The following is a 20909-nucleotide window of genomic DNA, read 5'->3' on the forward strand; positions in this document are numbered from 1 at the left end:
ACGTACAATATCGGGCCAACCGAACTTGACGACCCTTCCCGTGCTTCTTCTGCGCCTGCTTCTTGCTGCCTTAACAATATTGCTACTTCCTGCGGGAGCGGCAGCGCAGGCCGACCAAGCCCCTGTGCGCTTCCTGCTCACCTTCGATGATGGCCCGGCGTGGGCGCCCTTCTTCAACCCCACCGTGCGCATCCTTGAAACCCTGGAGAGCAATCCCTACCAGGACAACATCAAGGCCGTGTTCTTCACCCAGACCCGGGCCTGGAGCGGCGGCGGCACCGAACGGGGCCGCGCGCTGATCCGGCGCGAACACGCCGAAGGCCACGTGGTCGCGCTGCACTCCGCCACGACCTTCCATTCCAACCACCGCCTCATGAGCCGCGAGAAGCTCGATGAGACCATGCAGCTGGGCGTGGCCGACCTGCTGGCCGAAACCGGCGTGGTGCCCAAGCTGGTGCGCCCTCCGTTCTGGGCCTATGACGCCGATACGCTGGCGTCCTACCGCGCCCATGGCCTGAGCATGCTGCTGACCGACCTGAGTGCCAAGGACGGCGTCATCTACGTCTTCAACTTCAGCCTGCGCAAGCGCTCCAACATGCTCAAGATGATGGCGGAAACCCGCAAGCGCTGGTCCGACGGCGCCATGCCGGTGGTTGACGGCGTCACTCCGGTCATTGTCACCTTCCACGACGTCAACCGCCACACCGCCAGCCACTTCGAGGAATACCTCGGCATCCTGCTCGACGTCGCGCGCGAATTGGAGATTCCGCTGGCGGCCAAGCCTTTTTACGACAACCGCGAAGAACTCGAACGTGCGGCCATGGCGTCGACCGTCGACACCCCCGATGGCGCCCCGCCCCTGCCCGGCCTCTGGCAGTGGCTGTGGCAACAATAATCAGGGCAGTGTAACGACTACCGGCTGCGGCACGGATACCAGCTCCACCGGGCTGCACAACACCACCGACAGCTCCTCGTGCGGCACGGCGGCGCAATAGCCGCCTACTGCCAGCCCAAGCTTGATGCGCGCTTCCTTCTCGCTCCACAGCCGATAAAATCCTTCGACCCGCTGTGCTTCCTCCCAGCGCCGCATCTGCTGCCAGCGTGCCGCTTCATCGGCATCGAAAGCCTGCCTGGCCAGCGCATCGAGGTCGCGCGACGGGTCGCGCACCTCAATGTCCAGGCCCACCGCATGCTCGCTGACGGCGCAGGCCACCCAGCGTCCGCTGTGGGAAATGCTGAAACCGGGCGCCGCACCGCCTGGCGCCGGCGTCAGCAGGCGCGGCGCCTGCCCGTTGCGTTCTTCCAGCAGCACCTGCTGCGGCGGCACCCGCAACAGCGGTGCCAGTGCCATGCGCAAAAGCACCCGGCCGGCAATGAACTGGCGCCGCCGCTGCTCGCGCACAAAGCGCCCATGGCGGGCCAGCTCGCCCGGCGTCAGCCAGGCAAGGTAACGCTGCAAGTCGGCAGCGCTCGCCGCGCCTGCATCGGCCAGCCAGAGCAAGGTCCCGCGCATTGGCGCCGTCCCGGCTTACTTCGCCAGTCTGACGAAATCACCCTTCAATGCCACGCCCGCCATCAAGGCACCGTCAGCGCACTGGAACTCGGTAGCGCTGGCGAACTCGACATCTTTGAAATTGCTGACGATATTGATGACGGCATCGGCGCCAACGTCTTGCGCGCGCTTCTGCAATTTCAGCATGGCCGACAGGAATACATAGTTGCATGCCTCTTGAGGCGACTTGCCGAAGCCGTTGGTGCGCAGGCTGGTCTTGTCGCTAATGATCTGGCTCGCTACCGGTGGCGTTGGCTGGCCGGCAAAAAAGAACTTGACCGAACCGCCCAGGCGCGCCGCGGCGTCGTTGGCGGCCATCGCGCCTTCGATCGGGAACTTCAGCATGTCGTTGCGTGCCGATGCAGCCGATGAAGCCAATGCGGCGGCGGCCAGTACTGCTACGGAAATCATCTTTTTCATCCAGTCGTCCTCTTATTTGATGTAACGTTTAAAAATCAGCGAAGTGTTGATGCCGCCAAAAGCGAAATTATTCGACATCACGTACTCACAGTCCAGCTCACGACCGGTGCCGGCGATGTAGTCCAGCGCCGCGCATTCCGGGTCGGGTTCTTCCAGGTTGATGGTCGGGGCGAACCAGCCCTCGCGCATCATCTCGATACTGATCCAGGCCTCCAGCGCGCCGCAGGCGCCCAGCGTATGGCCCATATAGCTCTTCAGCGAACTGATTGGCGTGCCGCCGCCAAACACCGCCAGCGTAGCGTGCGATTCGGCGATGTCGCCTTGCGCGGTAGCAGTGCCGTGGGCATTGATGTAGCCGATGTCCGACGGCCGCAAGTCCGCGTCCTGCAAGGCAAGCTCCATGGCGCGCTGCATCGTTTCGGCGTTCGGCTGGGTTACGTGGCAGCCGTCGCTGTTGGTGCCAAAGCCCACCAGTTCCGCATAGATTGTCGCGCCGCGCGCTTCCGCGTGTTCCAGGTCTTCCAGGATCAGGCAACCGGCGCCCTCGCCGATCACCAGGCCGTCGCGCGTGCGGTCGAACGGGCGCGGCGTGGCATGCGCTTCGTCGTTGCGCACGCTGGTGGCAAACAGGGTGTCGAACACCGCCGCCTCGGTCGCGCACAATTCCTCTGCGCCGCCGGCCACCATGGCAAGCTGCTTGCCGCTCCTGATCGCCTCATAGGCATAACCTATGCCCTGGCTGCCCGAGGTGCAGGCGCTGGAGGTGGTGATCACTCGGCCAGTCAGGCCGAAGAACACCCCGATATTGACCGGCGCCGTATGCGCCATCATCTTGATGTAGGTGGTGGCGTTAATGCCCTTGGTGGTGCGCTCTTCCATCATGCGGCCAAAATCGCCGATTGCGCTCGGGGTCCCGGCGGACGAGCCGAAAGCGACGCCCATGTCGCCGCTTTTCAGCAAAGGATGATCGGTCAGGCCGGCATCCTCCAGCGCCAGTTCGGTTGCCCGCGTTGCCAGCAGGGCCACGCGGCCCATGCTGCGGGTAGTCTTGCGGTTATAGCGGCCGGACAGCTCGAACGGCGCCGCCGGCGCGCCCAGACGGGTATTCAAGCCTTCATAGTCTTCCCATTCCGTCATGCGCACCACGGCATTGCGGTACTGCCCGAGGCGTTCACGGATGGCCGCCCAGTCGTTGCCCAGGGGGCTGATGCCGGCCATGCCGGTAATGGCGACGCGGCGGCTCATGCCAGGCCTCCGTTGACGGAAATAACCTGCCGGGTGATATAGCCTGCGTCCTCGCCGACCAGGAAGCTCACCGCTGCGGCCACCTCTTCCGGCTTGCCGACGCGGCGCGCCGGGATCATCTTCAGCGCCTCGTCCATCGGAACCTCTTCGATCATGTCGGTCTCGATCAGGCCCGGCGCAACGCAGTTGACAGTAATGGAGCGCTTGGCCAGTTCCAGCGCCAGTGCTTTGGTGGCGCCGATGATGCCGGCCTTGGCGGCGCTGTAATTGACCTGGCCACGGTTGCCGATCAGGCCCGAAACAGAGGCCAGGGTGACGATGCGGCCCGGCTTGCGGCGCTGTACCAGGGGCATGATCAGCGGGTTCAGCACGTTGTAGAAGCCATCGAGGTTGGTCTGCAGGACGATGTCCCAGTCCTCGCCCGACATGGCCGGGAAGGCGTTGTCGCGCGCCACGCCGGCGTTGCACACCACGCCGTAATAGCAACCGTGCTGCGCGATGTCCGCTTCCAGCGCCGCGGCGGTGGCGGCGCGGTCGCTGATGTCGAACTGCAGTACGCGGGCGGCGCGGCCCATCTGCACAATCTCCTGCGCCACCGTTTCAGCTTCGGCGCGCTGGCTGCGGCAGTGCAGCACCACATCGTAACCGTCGCGCGCCAGGCGCAGCGCGATCGCCTTGCCGATACCGCGCGACGACCCGGTCACCAGCACGCTCATGGACTTGTTCTGATTCATCCTACGTTTCCATCTTTGAGAAATTGATTGACATTATCTGGCTGGAACACCGTCACCGTCGCCGTGGCGGCATTTGCCATGCCCCCCACGATATCGATGCGGCACTCGAAGGCGCCCAGTCCGTTCTCGGACTGCAGTACGCGGCGCACGCGCACCTGCAGCACGCTCCCCAGCGCAAAGTTCGGTATATTGGCTTCGTACTTGCGCGAGCCAAGCAGGAAGCCAACCTTGACCTCCTCGCCCCGCTGCAGCGCAAGCCAGCCTGCGTGCGCGGCAATGGCCTGCGCCATGTATTCGATGCCCACCCAAGCGCCGACGCCGTCGGAGCCGGCCAGCATGGTCGCTTCGTGGATGCGCACTTCGGCGCACAGGTGGTCTGCGTCGGCCTCCAGCGCGCGATCGAGCAGCACCATCTGGCCGCTATGCGGCACCAGTTGCCGGATGTCGGGCATGTTCATGCACACCTCCCCAACAGCAGCACCGCGTTCGAGCCGCCGAAGGCGAACGAGCTGCTCAACACCCGGCGCAGCGGACGACCCAGTGCAGCGCCCGGCGGCACCAGGTTCAGCGCCGGCAGCGCCGGATCGACGGCGCTGTCCCACAGGTGTGGCGGCAGGCGACCTTGCGGATTGTCCTCCTGCATGGCCAGCCAGCACAGGGCTGCTTCGACAGCGGCGGCGGCACCCAGCGTATGGCCGGTAAACGGCTTGGTCGAGCTGACCGGAACCTGGTTGCCGAACAGGGCTTCGATCACGCGCGACTCCATGGCGTCGTTCTGCGGCGTCGCGGTGCCGTGCATATTGATGTAGTCGACCTGGTTCGCTTCGATACCGGCGCGCTGCAGGGCCAGCTCGAAAGCCAAACGCGCCCCGGTGCCTTGCGGATCCGGTGCCGAGATATGGTGGCCGTCCGAGGATTCCCCCCACCCCATCAGCTCGACTGCCCGCGGGCCGGAGGGCGCAGCCTCCATCAGGAACAGGGCCGCCCCTTCGCCGATGTTGATGCCCTTGCGGTTGGCGCTCATCGGGACGCACTGCCCCGCGCTGACCGATTCCAGCGCCGAGAAGCCGGCTACGGTAAAGGCGCACAGCGAATCGGCGCCGCCGGTGATGACTGCATCGCACAGGCCCATGCGGATCATGCGCGCCGCGCTGGCCATCGCTTTGGCTGCCGAAGAACAGGCGGTCGAATGGACATAGGCGGGGCCTTGCAGGCCCAGCTCCATTGCCAGCAGCTCGGCCGGCGAACCCATTTCCTGGGCGCGGTAACTGAATTCGGCCGGCAGCACGCCGTTGACGCCCTGCCGCGCCAGCGCCTGTTCCGTTTCGCCGATGCCGGAAGTGCTGGTGCCGAGCACCACACCGACCCGGCTGGCGCCATGGCGCGCCACTGCAGCCTGCACCGCCGGCCGGATCTGCTCCAGCGCCGCCAGCGCGAGTGCGTTGTTGCGGCTGCGCAGGTGCGGCGCCAGGTGCGCTACCGAAGGCAGTTCGCCCGGCACGGCCCCCAGGGCCAGCTCGCGGCCTTTCGACCAGCGGCCGGTCGGCGCCACGCCCGGCACGCCTGCATACAGGCGCGCCTTGACCTGCTCCTGGCCTTCGCCCAGAGCACAGATGATGCCGCATTCGTTCAGGTAAATTTTAGACATTTCCCGCCCTCGCACTCAATCCGCATTCGCCGCGAACTGGATCGTCAGCTTATAGCGATAGCGCAGGTTTTCCAGCACCACGGTACCACTCCAGCGCTGCGCGTCGCTGTAGGAGATCTGCATGACCGGTGCACCGTCCAGGTATAGCGTGCGCACGCGGCCCTGCTCGGCCACCTGCCAGCCCGCCGGCAAGGCGGCAGCGACGGCTTCGGCCGGCCACAGGGTCAGCTGGATATCTTCCAGCACATCCTCGGCACGCACCTGCGCCGGCAGCATCGCGTGGCGCCACGAGCTCAGCTCCTTGCCGTCGTAATGCAGCGTCAGCACGCGCTGGCCGAAAGCCAGGCCGACCACATCCACCGCTTCCGGTTCGACCTGCAGCGCCACATCCATGTCGTCGATGCGTCCATTGCGTTCCACTTTCAGGTGCTGCTGCACGCTCAGGGAAGTCCCCAGCGCAGCTGGCGGCAGCTTGAGCCCAAGGCGTGCCTGCGGCTGCGGCGGCGTAGCGGCGCAGGCGGCCAGCAGCAGCGCGCAAGCGGCAACGGCAAGACGGCGCAACATCGGGTTAAACATTCTTGCTTTCCTTTACAGTACCAAAACATGGAACCAGCAGCCATACCAGCGTGGTTCCCAACAGCATCGTCAAGCCGAACGCCTGCAGCGCCGGCGTTGCGCTCAGTCCCAGCAAGCCAAACGACAGGATCGTGTTGGCAGCCGACATGCCCACCGCCAGCCACGGCGTGATATCGCTGCGGTGCGGATGCTCCTGCATGAAGATGCCATAGTCAACGCCTACGCCAAGCAGCAGCATCAGGGCCAGCACGTGGAACAGCTGCAGGTTCTGCGATGCAAAGCCCAGCATGGCCAGGGTGGCGATACTGGCCAGCGCGGTCGGCGCCAGCACGCGCCAGGTGCGGCCCCGATAGCGATGGAACAGCAGCACGAACACCACCGCATAGGCGCCCAGCACCACCCAGCCCATATAGGCGCGATAGCGGCCCAGCACGGACGAAATCTCGGCCACCTTGTCGACCCATTGCACGCCCTGCAGGCCGTCGGCCGCCAGCATCACCTGCTTCAATGCCTTGTTGTCCATGCCGCGCAAGGCGACAATGCTGGCGTACACGCCTTTCTGCTCGCCAAGCCACAAATGGCGCCACGGCTCGCTGGCCGGCGAAGCCAGGAACTCATCCAGCATCAGCGGTTGGCCGGCCGCCAGCAGCGCCTTGCGGGTGGCGGCAATCCATTGCCCGTCCTCGCCGGCCTGGGCGGCAATGTCCTGCAGCGGGCCATCGTCGGCCAGGAGCTTTTGCTCCACCAGGGCGCGGCGCGCCGCCTGGGTGCGCGCCGACGGCACCCAGTTCGACATGGCCTGGTAGCCGCTCAGGCGCTGCGCGACAACGTGCTGGTCCAGGCGCGCCTTCAGTACTTCTTCGCGCTGCAGCACCTGTTCCGCCGAATCGCCGCGCACCAGGAAGTACTGCACCGGCGTCGGCGCATCGAGCAGTTTGCCCAGCTTGAGCTGGTCGGCCACCAGGTGCTTCGGCGGATTTTGCAGCAGGCGGATATCGTCGTTGGCGCCGAGGCGGCTGATGCCCCAGGCCGCCAGCATGGCGAAGATTGCGGCAATCGCCAGCGAACCGCGCCCGGCGCGCCACAGCGGCCAGCGCTGCAACGCGGCGCCATAGTATTTCACCAGGCTGCCGCTGCGCAGCGTACGGCCGCTGATCAGGGCCGGGAACCAGAACACCACCGTGAACCAGGCGAACACCAGGCCAAGGGCGGAGAACACCGCCATCTGGCGCAGGCCGGGGAACGGGGTCAGCGCCAGTCCGGTATAGCCGATCACTGCGGCCAGCAAGGTCAGGCCGAGGCCTGGCAACAGGCGCTTGAGCAATGTCGCGGAATCGAGCTTTTCATCGGCGGCCAGGCGGTTGCACAGGAAGTAGATGCCGTAATCCTGCGCCACGCCGATCAAGCTGGCGCCGAACACCAGCGTCAACAGGTGGATGCGGCCAAACAGCAGCCAGCACACCGACAGCGCGCCCAGGCAGCCTATGCCGATCGACAGCAGGATCAAGGCGATAGGTTTGACGGAACGGAAAGTGAACCACGTCAGCAGGATGATGCCGAGCAGTGAGCCGATGCCGATGGTCGACATTTCGCCGCTGGCCTGCGCACTGGCGCTGGCTGCGTGCAGGATCACCCCGGCCTGGATCAGTTCCACTTGCGGCGCAGCCTTGCGCGCGGCCGCTTCGGCCTGCTGCAGCACGGGCAGCACGGTTTCCTGCGCCGTCATCGACAGTGCGGGGACCTTCAGCGTCAGCGGCAGCAGCACGTACTGGCGCTGCGCATCGGCCACAAACAGGTGGCCGTCGCGCGGCCGCACCGGTGTTTCCTGCGCGCGCTCCTGCACCCAGCCGGCAAACAGGCCGTAAGGATCATCCTGCCATGCGCCCAGCTTCGGGCCGCCGAACGGTGCATACAATTTGGCCAGCGCCGACTCCAGCCAGAACTGCGCCGGCTGCTCGCGCAACTGCTGTTCCTGCTGCGCCGTCAACAGCGCCAGGCGATGGCGCTGGAACAGGCCAAGCCAGTCGTTCTGGGTCTGCTCGTTGATCGGGGTGGCCGCGAACAGGTCCTTGCGCGTGTCCAGCACCGCCCGGTAGGCATCGGCGGCACGGCGTGCATCATCCCATTCGGCGGCGCCGGCCAGCACCAGCACCCGCTGCTGGGCCGCGTCGACCATATGGCCGAACGAGGCCTGCAGCACCGGGTCGCGCTCCTGCACCGGCAGCAGCGCCATGATATCGGTGTCGGGCACAATGCGCTGCACCAGCCACAGCGTGGCGTTATGGCCCAGCAGCAGGCAGGCCACCAGGGCCCACAGCCACGCGAATGTTCGGGTTTGCCTCAAAACAGCGCCGCCTCTTCCTTGTTCATCGCACCATCGCCGGTCTGGATGGCGGAGAACACGATGGTGGTACGGTCGCCGCTGGCCTCATTCATCACGATCTGCCTGACGTAAGCGCCGCCTTCGAGCTTGATGGTGCCGATGGCCTTCTCGAGCGCCGCCTGGCGCGGCTTGAGCGCCACGTTCCAGCTATTGGCGTCCACACTGCCCTCGCCGTCGAACAGGGCGTCAAGTTGGCCGAGGTCACCCGACAACAGCGAGAACAGGACATTATTGATCATCCGTACCGTCGGCTCGGTCTTTGCATCAAGGCGCATGGCGACGCGCTCGCCCTGATAGTTGACAATCTCTTCGCGCGTCAGGCGCAGGGTATTGGGGAACGGCTTCAGGGTGCGCCACAGCACGCCCTTGCCGGCGATGACGCAGAAACGCCCCTCCGATGCCAGCGGCTTCTTCATGCCCGCCAGTTGCTTGGTCTGGTCGAAGCGGCCGCACATCACGCCAGGCTTGGCCAGCATTGCCTGGATTTTTGCGCTTGGCACGGCGGCCTGCACGCTGCCCGCGGCGGCCAGCGCCAGGGCGATTGCTAAGATTTTTTTCATGCTGGTTCAATCCCCAGTTTTTCAAACAATACCGGCGGCGAAGCGAAGCACATCTCCTTCGTCGCGATGTCGACCGCGACCATCGTGGTGCTGGCGCGGTTCAGGCGCTGGCCGGTAGCCGCGTCGCTGATCAGGTAATCGATCTTCATCCGGTTCTCCCATTCGACCAGGTCGGCGCGCAGTTTCAGCTTCTGGCCGAATACCGCCGAACCGACATAGCGCAGTTGCATGTCGATCACCGGCCAGGCGTAACCCGATTCCTTCATCTGCGGATAGTTGTAGCCGATCTTGTCGAGCAAGGCGCAGCGCACGATTTCCAGGTATTTCACGTAGTTGCCGTGCCAGACGATTTCCATCGGGTCCAGGTCGAAGAACTGGACATCGATCTCGACTTCCGCAAACCAGCGGCTTTGCTTGTGCTTACGCATACAGCGTCCATGCCTTGCTGCGGATGCGTTCCAGCATCAGGCGCAGGTCCGGTTCCAGGCGGCGGTCTTCCTCGACCGGCGCGATCTCGGCAGCCAGCGCTTCCTGCATCGCAGCCAGCGGGCTGTCCGGCAGCACGCCCTGGTGGTCGCGGCAGCGCAGCCATACGCCCTGGCGCACGGTGACCAGCAATGCCGCCACCACCTGCTCCGTCAGGTCCAGCACGCGCAGGCAGTCGCGCGCGGCGATGGTTCCCATGCTGACCTTATCCTGGTTGTGGCATTCGGTCGAGCGCGAGAACACCGAGGCCGGCATGGTGGCTTTGAGCGCTTCCGCCGTCCATGCCGAAGCGCTGATCTGCAGCGCCTTCAGGCCGTGGTTGATCGGGGCGCGCGCGCCGACAGCGCCGGACAGGTTGGCCGGCAGGCCGTGGTTGTAGCGGGCATCGACCAGCAAGGCCATCTGGCGGTCCAGCAAGTCGGCCAGGTTGGCCACTGCATTCTTCATGCCGTCCATGGCGAAAGCGATGTGGCCGCCGTAGAAATGGCCGCCGTGCAGGATGCGTTCGTTCTCGACGTCCACCAGCGGGTTGTCATTGGCGCTGTTCAGTTCATTCTCGATCAGTTGGCGGAACATCGGCATGGTGTCGGCCAGCACGCCGATCACGTGCGGTGCGCAGCGAATCGAGTAGCGGTCCTGCAGGCGCTTGCCGTTGCGTTCCCACTGGTCGGTCGGCAGGTCGGTGCGCAGCCAGGCGGCTACCTGCTGCATGCCCGGATGCGGCTTGGCCGAGAACAGCACTTCATCGAAATGGTGGGCGTTGCCGTCCATCGCGAACGACGCCATGGCGGTGATGCGGGTGCACAGCCTGGCCAGGTAGTCCGCGCGGTCGTAGGCCAGGCAAGCGAGCGCGGTCATGACTGCGGTGCCGTTCATGATGGCCAGGCCTTCCTTCGGGCGCAGGCGCAGCGGCGTGATGCCGGCTTCCTGCAGCGCCCGCGCGGCGGGCACCTGCTCGCCGTTGCGCCAGACTTCACGCTCGCCGCACAGCACCGCCGCCAGGTACGACAGCGGGGTCAGGTCGCCGGAGGCGCCGACCGAGCCTTCGGACGGGATCAGCGGCAGCAGGCCGGCGTCCAGCAGGCGGGTAATCTGCAGCAGCAGTTCGACGCTGACGCCGGAAAAGCCCTTGCTCAGGGAAGCCAGGCGCGAAGCCAGGATGGCGCGGCTCTGCGCCGGCGTGAAGTATTCGCCCAGGCCCACGCCGTGGTAGGTATAGAGATGGTGGGGCAGGTCCGGCACCAGTTCAGGCGGCACGGTGACGGTGCAGGAGTCGCCATAGCCGGTGGTCACGCCATAGATCGTGCCGTCCTCGCGCAGCAGGCGGTCGAGGAAGTTGGCGCCGCGCTCGATGGCCGAGCGGAAACCGGGATCGTCGGACAGCACGGCGGCGGCGCGCCCTTGCGCGATATCGACGATGTCTTCGATCGTCAGGTTGTCACGGTCGAAGCGCACAGTGCGCTGCGGGGTGTTCAGTTGGGCGATGTCAGCGAGATGCATCGTTGTGTTCCAGTTCAGGTAAATGCCAGAAATCGTAGAAATTGAACCACTGCAGCGGCGCGCGCAGGGTATGGTGTTCGAGCCGGCGGGCGTAGTCGGCGGCCAGCACTTGTAGTGCGGCTTCGCGCCCCTGGCGCGGGATGCGCACCTGGTCGCGGAAGTGCTCGAAATGCACTTCCGAACGGCTGCCCCGGCGCACCGAGAACAACAGGTAAACCGGGCATTGAAGGATGCTGGCCAGCATATGCGGGCCAATCGGGAACGCGGCAGGCGCACCGATAAAGTCGGCCACAGCCACGCGGGGATTCAGGGAAACCGGGATGCGGTCGCCGGCAATGACCACGAACTCGCCGCGCGCGACGCGCTCCGACAGCATCATCGCAGTGGCGGGCGACATCTCGGTCACCTGCAGCAGGTTGAGCTGGCTCGCCGGATTCAGGCGCCCCAGCATGGCGTTGAAGGCCTGCGCATGCTTGGTGTGCACCAGCACCGTCAGCTTGATGTCATGGCGCTGGCGCGACAGCACGCGGCACAGTTCCAGGTTGCCCAGGTGGGCGCACACCAGCAGGCCGCCGCGGCCGGCCGCCACGGCATCGGTAATCAGTTCGCCGCCATGCAGGTCGACCGAGTTGAAGTCGAACAGCCCGCCCCACAGCAGCATCTTGTCGAGGATGCTCTCGCCGAAAGCGCCGAAATGGCGCATTACGCCGGCCGGCTCGGACGACGTATGCCCGGCGACACGGCGCAGGTACTCCTGCGAAGCGCGGCGCGGCAGCGGCTTGGCCATCACGTACCAGGCTAGCACAGGGTACAGCACCAGGCGGAACGGCCAGCGGCCGAACAGGCGGAAGATCCAGAACATCAGGCGCATGCCGGCCACGAAGCTTACTTCGTTGATCGATGCCCAATGCAAGCCGCGCGCGCTCATTGCGACCGCCATTTCCGGGCCAGCAGCCTGGGTATGCGCGGCAGCATGCCAAAGAACAGCACCGTATGCATGCGCGTGATCAGCACGTTATCGCGCCAAACCCGGAAGTGCGACACGCCGTCAACCGGATAGGAGACGCGGGTACCCACGTTCACTACGCGCAGCCCGTCCCAGAACAGGCGCACGATGATGTCGGTGTCGAAGTTCATGCGCGAGCCGATGGCCTGGCGCGCAGCCAGCGCATTGACTGCCGCCACCGGATAGACGCGGAAACCGCACATCGAGTCCCGAATCTCCAGCGACAGGGTATTGATCCAGACCCAGATATGGGTGGCATAGCGGCCGTACAGGCGCGCCTTGGGCACCGAATCGTCGTAGATGGGGAAGCCCGATACCACGGCAGCCGGATGCGCGGCCGCCTGCGCCAAAAACTTCGGCACGTCGCCCGTCTGGTGCTGGCCGTCCGCGTCGATCTGCACCGCATGGCTGTAGCCAAGCTCTCCGGCGCGGCGCAAGCCGGCCAGCACGGCAGCTCCCTTGCCCTGGTTGTGCGGCAGGCGCTCCAGCACGACCCGCTCGCCATGCGCGGATGCCAGCGCATCGAGCACTGCGGCGCAGGCGGCGGAACTGCCGTCGTCGACCAGGATGACCGGTACGCCGTGGTGCAACAGCCCGTCCAGCACGGTGCCGATCGCGTGTTCGTGGTTGTACACCGGCACCACGATGCAGGGTTGGAAATCAGCCATTGCCGCCTCCCAGCGCAATGCGGCCGCTCGAATGCTGGCCAACGGTGGAACTGTAGCTGAAGCGCAGGCTGTGCCTGGCGGCGTCATACGCCAGTTCCAGGTGCACCGGATTTTCCGGGCCGATCACCTGCTGGAACTTAAGCTGGTTCAACCCCTTGAACAGTGGCGGCAGGCCGAAATACTGGCGGCCATAGTGAATCGCCCAGTCGACCTGCACCACGCCAGGCAGGATCGGCGCCACATCGAAGTGGCCATCGAAATACAGCAGGTTCGCCGGCGCCGACAGCTCCAACAGCACACGCCCAGGCTCGTTTTCCAGCTCGCGCACCGATGGCAAGCGCGGGCGTTCGTCGCCAAGCAATGCCAGCAAGGCGGCCACGGTAACCTTGCCTTGCGCATTGACGGGCATCTGTTCCAGGTAACGCCAACGGCGCGGCAACGCCACGGCATCCACCACGCCGGCCAGGACGGCGCGCAGGCGTGCGTTGAGCGCCGGCTTGCCCTGCTGGACCAGCAGGCTGCGGCCGGCGCCAGCCGGCACCACGAAGGCGGCCAGCCGCTGCCGTTCGCCCGGCACCGGCTCGCACAGCGCTACACGCGCTTCGGCCGCAAGCCCGGATGCCAGCAACGCCGCTTCCATGGCGTCCAGCGAGACGCGCTTTTCCTCAATCTTGACGACACGGTCGCTACGGCCAAGCAGGCGGAAGCCGCCATCGATGGCCGCCGCACGGTCTGCCATCGCCAGCCAGTTGTCGTCGGCAAGGTGCGGCGAACGTACTGCCAGCGTGCCGTCGTCGGCGTTGATGCGCCATGCCACCGCCGGGAACGGCTGCCACGCGTCGTCGCCGATGTCGCGGCGCTGGCGCCATGCGATACCGCCGGTCTCGGAGCTTCCATAGACCTCCAGCGGTACCTGGCCAAGCAGTTCTCCCGTTGCCATCGCAGCATCGGCCGCCAGGGGCCCGCCCGACGAGAACACGCCGCGCAGCATGGCTGCAGCAGCGCGCCAGTCCAGATGGGAAGGCAGGCGCTTCAGGTGCGCCGGGCTGGCCACCAGCACGCATGGCGCGCCAGCCATGGCCGGCAGCAGCTCTTCCGGATAGGCGATGCTGGCGGCATGGATTGCGCGCCCGCCAGCCAGCGGCCACAGGACCTTGAACAGCAGGCCATAGATATGCTGGTGCGATACGGTCGCCAGCACCGCCGCTGCGCCGATCCGTGCGCCGAACAATTCTTCCAGTGTGGCGACTTCGCTGGCAATCTGCGAGAGCTTCTTGGGAATGGCCTGTGCCGCGCCCGTGCTGCCGGAAGTAAACACAACCAGGGCCGGCAGGTCCGGGTCCAGCGCAGCGAATGCGGCGCCATCCCCTGCCGCATCCTGCGCAGCCGGCTGCAATGGCGCCAGTTCAGGCGGGAACTCGCCGAGAAAGCCATCGACCGCGCCGCGCAATGCCGCGCAGCTGGCCGGCAGCGTATCCGCGCTCAGCCAGATGGTCTTGCCCGCGTGCCAGGCGCCCAGCAGCGCCGCACCAAATTCAATGCTATCTTCCAGGTACAGCGCAAAATTGCTGCCGGCCCGGACGTGCAGCAGCGCGTGCCAACTGCGGACACGGGCCAGGAACTGCGCATGGGTGACGCCCTGCCCGGCGCGCCAGCCGGCCAGTTCATTGGCCGGGCGCGCCGCCATGGCGGCGTACAGGTTTTCGATACGGTCAGACATTATGCAAGCGCTTGAAACGCAGGCGCACCAGGTACTCGGCGCCAAACAGCAGCGCCATCAGCGCATAGGAAATCACACCGGTGTACAGCGACCAGATCGCCTCCGGTGCCCACAGCGCGGTACCGAAGGCAATCGCGCCGTTGACCAGGAAGAATGCGCACCAGACCTGGGTCACCTTGCGCATATATGCTTGCGCCACCGGTGGGAAATCATCCCCGCGCAGGCGCGCCATGCGTTCGACGGCCGACATGGGCGTAGAAAGGCTATAGGCGAAGCCAGCCAGCAGCGCCGCACTGACCAGCACCGGATACAGTTTCAACGGCAGCAGCAGGTTGCTCCAGATGGCCGCAGCCACCAGGACCAGGGCGCCCGCCACCGACCAGCGCGCAGCGCCGTTCAGCTTCAGCGCTGGCAGCCGCGCGATGGCCGCCGCCAGCAGCAAGCCGGCCAGCCAGCGCGGCTCGATGCGGCCATGGCCAAACCAGATTGCCAGTGGATACAGCAGGGTAATCGCTGCCGCCAGAACGCTCATCCTCACTTACGCAACCTGCTCCGTTTTGCCGGCCAGCGCCTCCACCACGTCGCCGATGGTGCGGATGGTCTTGAACACTTCCGGCTGCAGGCGCTGGCCGGTCAGCTGCTTCAGCTTCACGGCCAGGTCGACCGCATCGATGCTGTCGATATCCAGGTCGGCGTACAGGTTGGAATCGGCGGTCAGTTCCGACTTATCCAGCTCGAACATTTCGGCGAGCAGGTCGACCACCCAGGCTTGCAACTGGTCTTTGCTCATTTCTTTCAGATTAATCATATTTCACCCCTACGTTGTTTTATTTCTGTCTGTGGCTCTCAATCATCGCCGCCAGCGCCTGCACCGAGGCGAAATGACGACGGGTCTCCTCCGAATCGGCGGAGAGTGAGATCCCGTACTTCTTCTGCAGGGCTACGCCCAGCTCCAGCGCATCGATCGAGTCGAGGCCCAGGCCTTCAATAAACAGCGGCGCGGCGCTGTCGATATCATCCGGTGTGATGTCTTCCAGCTGGAGGGCATCGATGATCAGTTGTTTCACTTCGAGTTCAAGCATTGCTTTGGCACTTTCCGGCAAAATAATTTTGTAAGAAGTCGGTTAACTGGCGCGCTGCCATCACATCGCTGGCGCCTTCGGTAAATCGCGCAACCGCGAGGTCGTCCTGCACGTCGATCTGGATCAGGAAGCGGCGCGGCGGAACGCGCCACCACTTTTCGCCTTTGTGCAGCGTGGGCGGATCGCACTGCAGCAGTATCGGGGTAATGTCGCGTCCGCCGCGCACTGCAATATTAGCGGCGCCGCGCTTCATGCTGATCACGCCATCCTTCGGCGTGCGCGTCCCTTCCGGGAAAATGATCAGGTTGTTGCCGCGCTCCAGGGAAGCGATGCAGTCATCCACCAGTTCCGCCCCGCCCTCGTTATTGATGTAGCCGGCACCGCGAACCGGGCCGCGCGTGAACGGGTTGTTCCACAGCGCGCCCTTGACGATGCAATCGGCGTTCTTCACGAAGGCCATCAGGAAAACGGTATCCAGCAGTGTCGGGTGGTTGGCCAGGATCAGCATGCCGCCCCGCTCCAGCTTTTCCAGTCCGCGCACTTCGTAGCGCAGCACGCCGATTACCCGCATCATGTCGATGTAGACGCGGAAGGCGCAGCGGATCACGGTGCGCGCCGCGTTGACGCGGCGTTGCCGGTCGCGGATCGAAAGGTTCATCAGCGGGAAGACGAGAAGCCCCAGCACGATGCCGCCAACGCCGAAGACCACGAAGCTCAGTCCCGTGACAAAAATCCGCCAGTAACGATCAAGCATCGCGGCTCCAGGTCCAGCGCAGGCGGCCATCGCAGCGTTCCAGCGTGCGTGCGCCGCTGGCGTAAAAGGCAGCTACTTCGAGGCTGCCAGGCGTGTTGGCGGCAGGCGTGTCGGCGCATGGCGCCCATTCCAGCCGGATCGCATCGGCGCCGGCCGGCGCCAGCAGCCATGCCCATGCGTGCGGCTGCTCTTCATATTCCTCGAACGGAGCGAACAATTCGGGCAGCGGGCAATCGCATGCCACCAGCAAGACCATTGGCGCCCCGTCAGCCAGCAAGCCGTAGGCCTCGATCAGCGCATGCTCGACCGACGCCGTGCCGGCAGCCAGTGCCGTGTAGTTGGCGCGATCGCCGCGTGCAATGCTGAACAGTCCCGGGATCGCATTGTGTACCGCCATGCCGAAGGCCATCGGCGACAGCGGCTCGCCGCGCGCCAGGTCGGTCAGCAACTCGACCGCGCGCACCACGTCTCCATGGCGCGAGCAGAACACGGTGGGAACATCGCTGCGCCCGTCCATACAATCGTAAGCCACCTCCAGCGCCATCTTGCCGAGGAAGCCGGCGCGGCGGCGCAGCATGGCCGGCATCGCTTTCACGCCCGGCTCTTCGCCGGCGCCGATCGCAAACGGCGCGCGCGCCCAGGCCTGCCAGGCCTCAGCCGTAGTGAGGCCCGGCGCCCATGCGGAATGCCTGAGGATGGAAAAACTGATGCCCTGGGTGCGCACTTTGATGAACTATCGGAAAACTAAAGGAAGCCGGCGATTATAAACGAACAGGGCACCCTAGCGATAGAAACATTATCCCCGGAGCAACACTTTTTTGCATATTTGCACCGTAAAGCCGCAGAACGTCGCTCAAATTCTCACCAAACCTCACATTTCCCTGCTCTTCTTGTCATCATTGCTCGTGATAAACTCCGGTCGAGCTATTTTCAGGAAAGATTTGAATGGCAGTATCGTCGTGGTTTGGCTGGTCTTTGCTGTGGACACTCCCTCTGGTCTGGCGCCTTGTGAAGGTGTTCCTGCTGAAAAGGACGACCTTGCTCGGACAAGGCTTTATTCGCCTGGTGCTGGGCACCCTGCTCATGCTGCTGGCCAGTTCGCTTGCCGCCTCAGCCAGCCGTGCCGCCGGCATGTTCATCATCCTGGCGACCGGGATGGTGGCCATGCCTTGGCTGTTTGGCTATCGCGCCCTGGAATTCCTCGCTTGGTGCGGCCGTGCCACCCGGCGGGTCAGGCGGAGCGCCGGGAAAGAGCGCCGCGCGCCCGCGCGGACCGCGTCCAACGTTTCTGCGCAGTCGGCGCCCCCTCGCAGCAGCGAACGCTTTCCAGAGAAGCGGCCGGCATGGGAAAGCCCGCCAGATGCCGGGCCCGCCCGCTTCTTTGGCGCCGATGCCGTGGAAAAAGCCCGTGCTCCGGCCGCGCGGCCAAGCGCGGAATGGGCGGAAGTCGAAAGCCTGCGGCCAACCCCGGCGATGCTCGCACGCGCCAAGGCCCGGGAAGACGCCGCAGCCCGCAGCCGGCAAGCGCAAACGGTCAGGATCGTGAAATTGCCGCACCCAGCAGAACCGGTGCAGCCCAGCCGCGTCCCGGTGCCCCCGGGCGCAGCACCGCAACCGGCAGTCGTGGCCGTGCAGGTCGTCCACGCTGCGGTCGAAGTCCGCACCATTACGGCTTCGGCGGCCGAACCGGCGTGGATCAACGAGTTGCCGGCTTTGCCGCTCGAGCCGCAGCCGCTGCCTGATGCGCCGCTTGAAGTGGAGTACACGCCGTTTAGGACGGCACCGGCTTTCACGCCTGTTCCAGGTTGGCAGGAGGCCGTTCCAACTGTCCACGCCGAGCCGGTGCCGGGCCCCATGGCGGCGGTCGCTGTGGCACCCGTTGTTTCCGCCGCGCTCCCCACACCGTCGACACCGGTCATGCCGGGGGCACCGCGCACACCTGCTGCACCTGTCGAAGCGGTGACGGTCAGCCCGGAACCGGAGTTCGACGTCGAGCTCCCGGGCCTGGACTTGCTGGACGCCTATTCCGAAGCGAGGTTCGAGGTCTCCAGCGACGAGCTGGAAGAGACGGGACGCCTGATCGAACAGCGCCTGAAAGAGTTCAAGGTCCCGGTCACCGTTCTTGGCGCTACGGCCGGCCCCATCATCACCCGGTTCGAGATCGAACCAGCCGTCGGCGTGCGCGGCGCGCAGATCGTGGCGTTGGTGAAGGACTTGTCGCGCGCACTCGCCGTCACTTCGGTGCGGGTGGTCGAAACCATCCCCGGCAAGACCTGCATGGGCCTGGAACTGCCCAACAGCCGCCGCCACATGATCCAGCTTTCCGAGATCCTGGCCTCCGGCGCCTATCGCGCCTCGCGCTCGCAGCTGACGCTGGCAATGGGCAAGGACATTACCGGCGCACCGGTGGTGACCGACCTGGCGCGCGCGCCGCACATGCTGGTCGCCGGCACCACCGGTTCCGGCAAATCGGTGGCAATCAACGCCATGATCGTATCCCTGCTGTACAAGGCCACGCCAACCGACGTACGGTTGATCATGATCGATCCGAAGATGCTGGAGCTTTCGGTCTACGATGGCATCCCGCACCTGCTGGCACCTGTCGTCACCGACATGAAGCTGGCCGCCAACGCGCTCACCTGGTGCGTCGCAGAGATGGAAAAGCGCTACCGACTGATGTCCGCGCTAGGCGTACGCAACCTGGCCGGCTTCAACCAGAAGATCCGCGACGGCAAAGCTGCGGAAAAATACATCACGAATCCGTTCTCGCTGACGCCGGACGCGCCGGAACCGCTGTCCACGCTGCCAACCATTGTCGTGGTCATCGACGAACTGGCCGACCTGATGATGGTCGCGGGCAAGAAGATCGAAGAATTGATCGCGCGCCTGGCCCAGAAAGCACGCGCAGCAGGCATCCACCTGATCCTGGCGACCCAGCGCCCATCGGTCGATGTGATCACGGGGCTCATCAAGGCCAATATCCCGACCCGGGTTGCCTTCCAGGTGTCGTCCAAGATCGACTCGCGCACCGTGCTCGACCAGATGGGTGCGGAGACCTTGCTCGGCCACGGCGACATGCTGTTCCTGCCCCCCGGTAGCGGCTACCCGCAGCGCGTGCACGGCGCTTTCGTCTCCGACGAAGAAGTGCACCGCGTGGTCGATTACCTCAAACAGTTCGGCGAACCGGAATACGAGGAAGCGATCCTCGCCGGCACCCCGGCCGAAGAGCCGGCGCCGGACCTGCTTGGCGACGTCAGCGCCGGCGAAACCGACCCGCTGTACGACGAAGCGGTGGCCTTCGTCATCCGCACCCGCCGCGCCTCGATCTCGTCGATCCAGCGCCAATTGCGCATCGGCTACAACCGCGCAGCGCGCATGGTGGAAGATATGGAAGCGGCCGGCATCCTGTCGGCCATGTCGGCCAATGGCAGCCGCGAAATCCTGGTCCCTGCCTCATCGGACTGAGCGCCCGGCCAACGGTGCGTCCCTGAACCGGTGCAGTTGCTAAGATTCAGGCAGCGGAGCTTTGCCATTAAAGGAGGCGGTATGGAGCGATTCCTGCTCGTCTATCGCGGCGCACCGGACGGTACGGCCGAGGCCTGGCAGCATGACCCACAGCGCTGGGCAAGCTGGTTCGATTCACTTGGCGCGCGCATGCTGGACCGTGGCAGCCTGTCCCACGCCAGCGTCGATATCGACACCCGCCTGGCCGGTCCCAAGTCATCCGCCAGTTCACTTGCCGGCTACTCGGTCCTGGCGGCCACGGACTTCAACGAAGCCGTCACCTTGGCCGAACAATGTCCCATCTTCGACGAACGCGGCTCCTTGGAAATTGCGCACCTGGCGCATTAGGAATTCACCTGGCGAGGCCGGCAACCTCGGCGTCGGTCAGCGCCGAGCCTTAGATGCGCAAGTCATCCGCCCCCATTAGGGCGATCCCACCGATTGACGCCCGGCGCAGACTGCGCACAGGACGCGGAGTGCCCAATGACCTCTTCCACCGCCGCGATAGCGAATCGCACATGTCATCAAACTGTAATTTTGTTTCGCTATGATCCGGCATTTTGCATGAGTAACCGAACCTACAATGTGCTGTTCCTCAGCACGCGGAACGCGGCCCGCAGCATCATGGCCGAGGCTTTGTTGAATGCTGCTGCCGGCAGCAATTTTCGCGCCTTCAGCGCAGGCACCGCGCCCGCCGGAAGGCTGAATCCCTTCGCCGTTGAACAGATCAAAGGCCTTGACGGAACATTGGCCGGCCTGCGCAGCAAACCCCTGGCCGAATATTCGGCAGCGAACGCAGCTGAAATGGATTTCGTAATCACCATCTGCGACATCGAATCAGGCGAACCATGCCCGAGCTGGCCCGGCCAGCCGGCAACGGCAAACTGGAACTTCCGCGATCCCGCTGCGGTACAGGGGCAGGCAGACGATGTACGCCAAGAGTTCTTCACGGTCTGCCGCGAAATCAAGACTCGCCTGGAAATCTTCCGCAACCTGCCTGGGGAGGCACTTGACAAAATGGCACTGCAACGCAAAATAGCGAGGATTGCTGGCGTCCAGCGATAACCTATC

Annotated in this window: 22 protein-coding genes and 1 pseudogene; 4 read left to right on the forward strand and 19 right to left on the reverse strand. The window is 65.0% G+C overall.

Annotation, left to right across the window (positions count from 1 at the left end; genetic code table 11):
* Positions 1-124 precede the first annotated feature (124 nt).
* Positions 125-895: a polysaccharide deacetylase family protein gene (locus ACWBU6_RS16605; protein WP_452644521.1), complete on the forward strand. Its 771-nt coding sequence runs from the start codon at positions 125-127 to the stop codon at positions 893-895.
* Here ACWBU6_RS16605 and ACWBU6_RS16610 read toward each other — a convergent pair whose 3' ends face one another.
* From ACWBU6_RS16610 to ACWBU6_RS16700, 19 genes are read right to left on the reverse strand one after another with little or no spacing between them, the layout of a single operon-like run.
* Positions 896-1513: a 4'-phosphopantetheinyl transferase family protein gene (locus ACWBU6_RS16610; RefSeq protein WP_452644522.1), complete on the reverse strand. Its 618-nt coding sequence runs from the start codon at positions 1511-1513 to the stop codon at positions 896-898. It lies immediately after the preceding gene.
* Positions 1514-1528: 15 nt separating this feature from the next.
* Positions 1529-1972 carry an excinuclease ATPase subunit gene (locus tag ACWBU6_RS16615; protein ID WP_452644523.1) on the reverse strand — a complete coding sequence of 148 codons (444 nt, stop codon included), beginning with the start codon at positions 1970-1972 and terminating at the stop codon, positions 1529-1531.
* A 12-nt stretch (positions 1973-1984) separates the two neighbouring features.
* Positions 1985-3217, reverse strand: a complete 1233-nt coding sequence (locus ACWBU6_RS16620) for a beta-ketoacyl-ACP synthase (RefSeq protein ID WP_452644524.1) — start codon at positions 3215-3217, stop codon at positions 1985-1987.
* On the reverse strand, positions 3214-3951 hold the full coding sequence (gene fabG / locus ACWBU6_RS16625; protein WP_452644525.1) for a 3-oxoacyl-ACP reductase FabG: 738 nt from the start codon (positions 3949-3951) through the stop codon (positions 3214-3216). The genes ACWBU6_RS16620 and fabG overlap by 4 nt, the downstream gene beginning before the upstream one ends.
* A complete protein-coding gene (locus tag ACWBU6_RS16630; protein WP_452644526.1) occupies positions 3948-4409 on the reverse strand; it encodes an ApeP family dehydratase in 462 nt (153 codons plus the stop codon). Before ACWBU6_RS16630 ends, fabG begins: the two co-directional genes overlap by 4 nt.
* Positions 4406-5599 carry a beta-ketoacyl-ACP synthase gene (locus ACWBU6_RS16635; protein WP_452644527.1) on the reverse strand — a complete coding sequence of 398 codons (1194 nt, stop codon included), beginning with the start codon at positions 5597-5599 and terminating at the stop codon, positions 4406-4408. The genes ACWBU6_RS16630 and ACWBU6_RS16635 overlap by 4 nt, the downstream gene beginning before the upstream one ends.
* A 15-nt stretch (positions 5600-5614) precedes the next feature.
* Positions 5615-6175, reverse strand: coding sequence for a DUF3261 domain-containing protein (locus ACWBU6_RS16640; RefSeq protein ID WP_452644528.1), 561 nt, complete (start codon positions 6173-6175; stop codon positions 5615-5617).
* Positions 6168-8519 (reverse strand): MMPL family transporter, encoded by a 2352-nt coding sequence (locus tag ACWBU6_RS16645; RefSeq protein WP_452644529.1) that lies wholly within the window; start codon positions 8517-8519, stop codon positions 6168-6170. Before ACWBU6_RS16645 ends, ACWBU6_RS16640 begins: the two co-directional genes overlap by 8 nt.
* The gene (locus ACWBU6_RS16650) at positions 8516-9118 is read right to left on the reverse strand and encodes an outer membrane lipoprotein carrier protein LolA (RefSeq protein WP_452644530.1); all 603 of its coding nucleotides are present in this window, start codon (positions 9116-9118) and stop codon (positions 8516-8518) included. The genes ACWBU6_RS16645 and ACWBU6_RS16650 overlap by 4 nt, the downstream gene beginning before the upstream one ends.
* Positions 9115-9546: an acyl-CoA thioesterase gene (locus ACWBU6_RS16655; RefSeq protein ID WP_452644531.1), complete on the reverse strand. Its 432-nt coding sequence runs from the start codon at positions 9544-9546 to the stop codon at positions 9115-9117. Before ACWBU6_RS16655 ends, ACWBU6_RS16650 begins: the two co-directional genes overlap by 4 nt.
* Entirely contained in the window at positions 9539-11104 is a 1566-nt protein-coding gene (locus ACWBU6_RS16660) for an HAL/PAL/TAL family ammonia-lyase (protein WP_452644532.1), read from the reverse strand. The genes ACWBU6_RS16655 and ACWBU6_RS16660 overlap by 8 nt, the downstream gene beginning before the upstream one ends.
* Positions 11091-12032 carry an LpxL/LpxP family acyltransferase gene (locus ACWBU6_RS16665; protein WP_452644533.1) on the reverse strand — a complete coding sequence of 314 codons (942 nt, stop codon included), beginning with the start codon at positions 12030-12032 and terminating at the stop codon, positions 11091-11093. Before ACWBU6_RS16665 ends, ACWBU6_RS16660 begins: the two co-directional genes overlap by 14 nt.
* Complete coding sequence (locus tag ACWBU6_RS16670; RefSeq protein ID WP_452644534.1) at positions 12029-12778, reverse strand: glycosyltransferase family 2 protein; 750 nt, start codon at positions 12776-12778, stop codon at positions 12029-12031. Before ACWBU6_RS16670 ends, ACWBU6_RS16665 begins: the two co-directional genes overlap by 4 nt.
* A complete protein-coding gene (locus tag ACWBU6_RS16675) occupies positions 12771-14498 on the reverse strand; it encodes an AMP-binding protein (protein WP_452644535.1) in 1728 nt (575 codons plus the stop codon). Before ACWBU6_RS16675 ends, ACWBU6_RS16670 begins: the two co-directional genes overlap by 8 nt.
* Positions 14491-15030, reverse strand: coding sequence for a hypothetical protein (locus ACWBU6_RS16680; protein WP_452649576.1), 540 nt, complete (start codon positions 15028-15030; stop codon positions 14491-14493). The genes ACWBU6_RS16675 and ACWBU6_RS16680 overlap by 8 nt, the downstream gene beginning before the upstream one ends.
* Positions 15031-15036: 6 nt before the next feature.
* On the reverse strand, positions 15037-15306 hold the full coding sequence (locus ACWBU6_RS16685; RefSeq protein WP_452644536.1) for an acyl carrier protein: 270 nt from the start codon (positions 15304-15306) through the stop codon (positions 15037-15039).
* Positions 15307-15325: 19 nt separating this feature from the next.
* Entirely contained in the window at positions 15326-15580 is a 255-nt protein-coding gene (locus ACWBU6_RS16690; protein WP_057263891.1) for a phosphopantetheine-binding protein, read from the reverse strand.
* Entirely contained in the window at positions 15573-16334 is a 762-nt protein-coding gene (locus ACWBU6_RS16695) for a lysophospholipid acyltransferase family protein (RefSeq protein WP_452644537.1), read from the reverse strand. The genes ACWBU6_RS16690 and ACWBU6_RS16695 overlap by 8 nt, the downstream gene beginning before the upstream one ends.
* Positions 16327-17058, reverse strand: coding sequence for a beta-ketoacyl synthase chain length factor (locus tag ACWBU6_RS16700; protein ID WP_452644538.1), 732 nt, complete (start codon positions 17056-17058; stop codon positions 16327-16329). Before ACWBU6_RS16700 ends, ACWBU6_RS16695 begins: the two co-directional genes overlap by 8 nt.
* Before the next feature lie 1019 nt (positions 17059-18077).
* On the opposite strand from ACWBU6_RS16700, the pseudogene ACWBU6_RS16705 reads away from it, so the two are divergent.
* From ACWBU6_RS16705 to ACWBU6_RS16715, 3 genes and pseudogenes are all read left to right on the forward strand, one after another.
* Positions 18078-19799, forward strand: a pseudogene (locus tag ACWBU6_RS16705) (DNA translocase FtsK); the annotation flags it as partial.
* Between the two features lie 81 nt (positions 19800-19880).
* The gene (locus tag ACWBU6_RS16710; protein WP_452644539.1) at positions 19881-20186 is read left to right on the forward strand and encodes a hypothetical protein; all 306 of its coding nucleotides are present in this window, start codon (positions 19881-19883) and stop codon (positions 20184-20186) included.
* 135 nt (positions 20187-20321) lie between these two features.
* On the forward strand, positions 20322-20903 hold the full coding sequence (locus ACWBU6_RS16715) for an arsenate reductase ArsC (protein WP_452644540.1): 582 nt from the start codon (positions 20322-20324) through the stop codon (positions 20901-20903).
* Positions 20904-20909: the final 6 nt, after the last annotated feature.

The sequence above is a fragment of the Pseudoduganella sp. HUAS MS19 genome (assembly GCF_053615455.1).

Bases quoted from the DNA above. Each gene is read 5' to 3' on its own strand.
- ACWBU6_RS16685 (WP_452644536.1), bottom strand. From the start codon at position 15,306: ATGATTAATCTGAAAGAAATGAGCAAAGACCAGTTGCAAGCCTGGGTG.
- ACWBU6_RS16650 (WP_452644530.1), bottom strand. From the start codon at position 9,118: ATGAAAAAAATCTTAGCAATCGCCCTGGCGCTGGCCGCCGCGGGCAGC.
- ACWBU6_RS16655 (WP_452644531.1), bottom strand. From the start codon at position 9,546: ATGCGTAAGCACAAGCAAAGCCGCTGGTTTGCGGAAGTCGAGATCGAT.
- ACWBU6_RS16610 (WP_452644522.1), bottom strand. From the start codon at position 1,513: ATGCGCGGGACCTTGCTCTGGCTGGCCGATGCAGGCGCGGCGAGCGCT.
- ACWBU6_RS16675 (WP_452644535.1), bottom strand. From the start codon at position 14,498: ATGTCTGACCGTATCGAAAACCTGTACGCCGCCATGGCGGCGCGCCCG.
- ACWBU6_RS16695 (WP_452644537.1), bottom strand. From the start codon at position 16,334: ATGCTTGATCGTTACTGGCGGATTTTTGTCACGGGACTGAGCTTCGTG.
- ACWBU6_RS16630 (WP_452644526.1), bottom strand. From the start codon at position 4,409: ATGAACATGCCCGACATCCGGCAACTGGTGCCGCATAGCGGCCAGATG.
- ACWBU6_RS16665 (WP_452644533.1), bottom strand. From the start codon at position 12,032: ATGAGCGCGCGCGGCTTGCATTGGGCATCGATCAACGAAGTAAGCTTC.
- ACWBU6_RS16710 (WP_452644539.1), top strand. From the start codon at position 19,881: ATGGAGCGATTCCTGCTCGTCTATCGCGGCGCACCGGACGGTACGGCC.
- ACWBU6_RS16635 (WP_452644527.1), bottom strand. From the start codon at position 5,599: ATGTCTAAAATTTACCTGAACGAATGCGGCATCATCTGTGCTCTGGGC.
- ACWBU6_RS16680 (WP_452649576.1), bottom strand. From the start codon at position 15,030: ATGAGCGTTCTGGCGGCAGCGATTACCCTGCTGTATCCACTGGCAATC.
- fabG (WP_452644525.1), bottom strand. From the start codon at position 3,951: ATGAATCAGAACAAGTCCATGAGCGTGCTGGTGACCGGGTCGTCGCGC.
- ACWBU6_RS16620 (WP_452644524.1), bottom strand. From the start codon at position 3,217: ATGAGCCGCCGCGTCGCCATTACCGGCATGGCCGGCATCAGCCCCCTG.
- ACWBU6_RS16715 (WP_452644540.1), top strand. From the start codon at position 20,322: ATGACCTCTTCCACCGCCGCGATAGCGAATCGCACATGTCATCAAACT.
- ACWBU6_RS16640 (WP_452644528.1), bottom strand. From the start codon at position 6,175: ATGTTTAACCCGATGTTGCGCCGTCTTGCCGTTGCCGCTTGCGCGCTG.
- ACWBU6_RS16615 (WP_452644523.1), bottom strand. From the start codon at position 1,972: ATGAAAAAGATGATTTCCGTAGCAGTACTGGCCGCCGCCGCATTGGCT.
- ACWBU6_RS16690 (WP_057263891.1), bottom strand. From the start codon at position 15,580: ATGCTTGAACTCGAAGTGAAACAACTGATCATCGATGCCCTCCAGCTG.
- ACWBU6_RS16660 (WP_452644532.1), bottom strand. From the start codon at position 11,104: ATGCATCTCGCTGACATCGCCCAACTGAACACCCCGCAGCGCACTGTG.
- ACWBU6_RS16670 (WP_452644534.1), bottom strand. From the start codon at position 12,778: ATGGCTGATTTCCAACCCTGCATCGTGGTGCCGGTGTACAACCACGAA.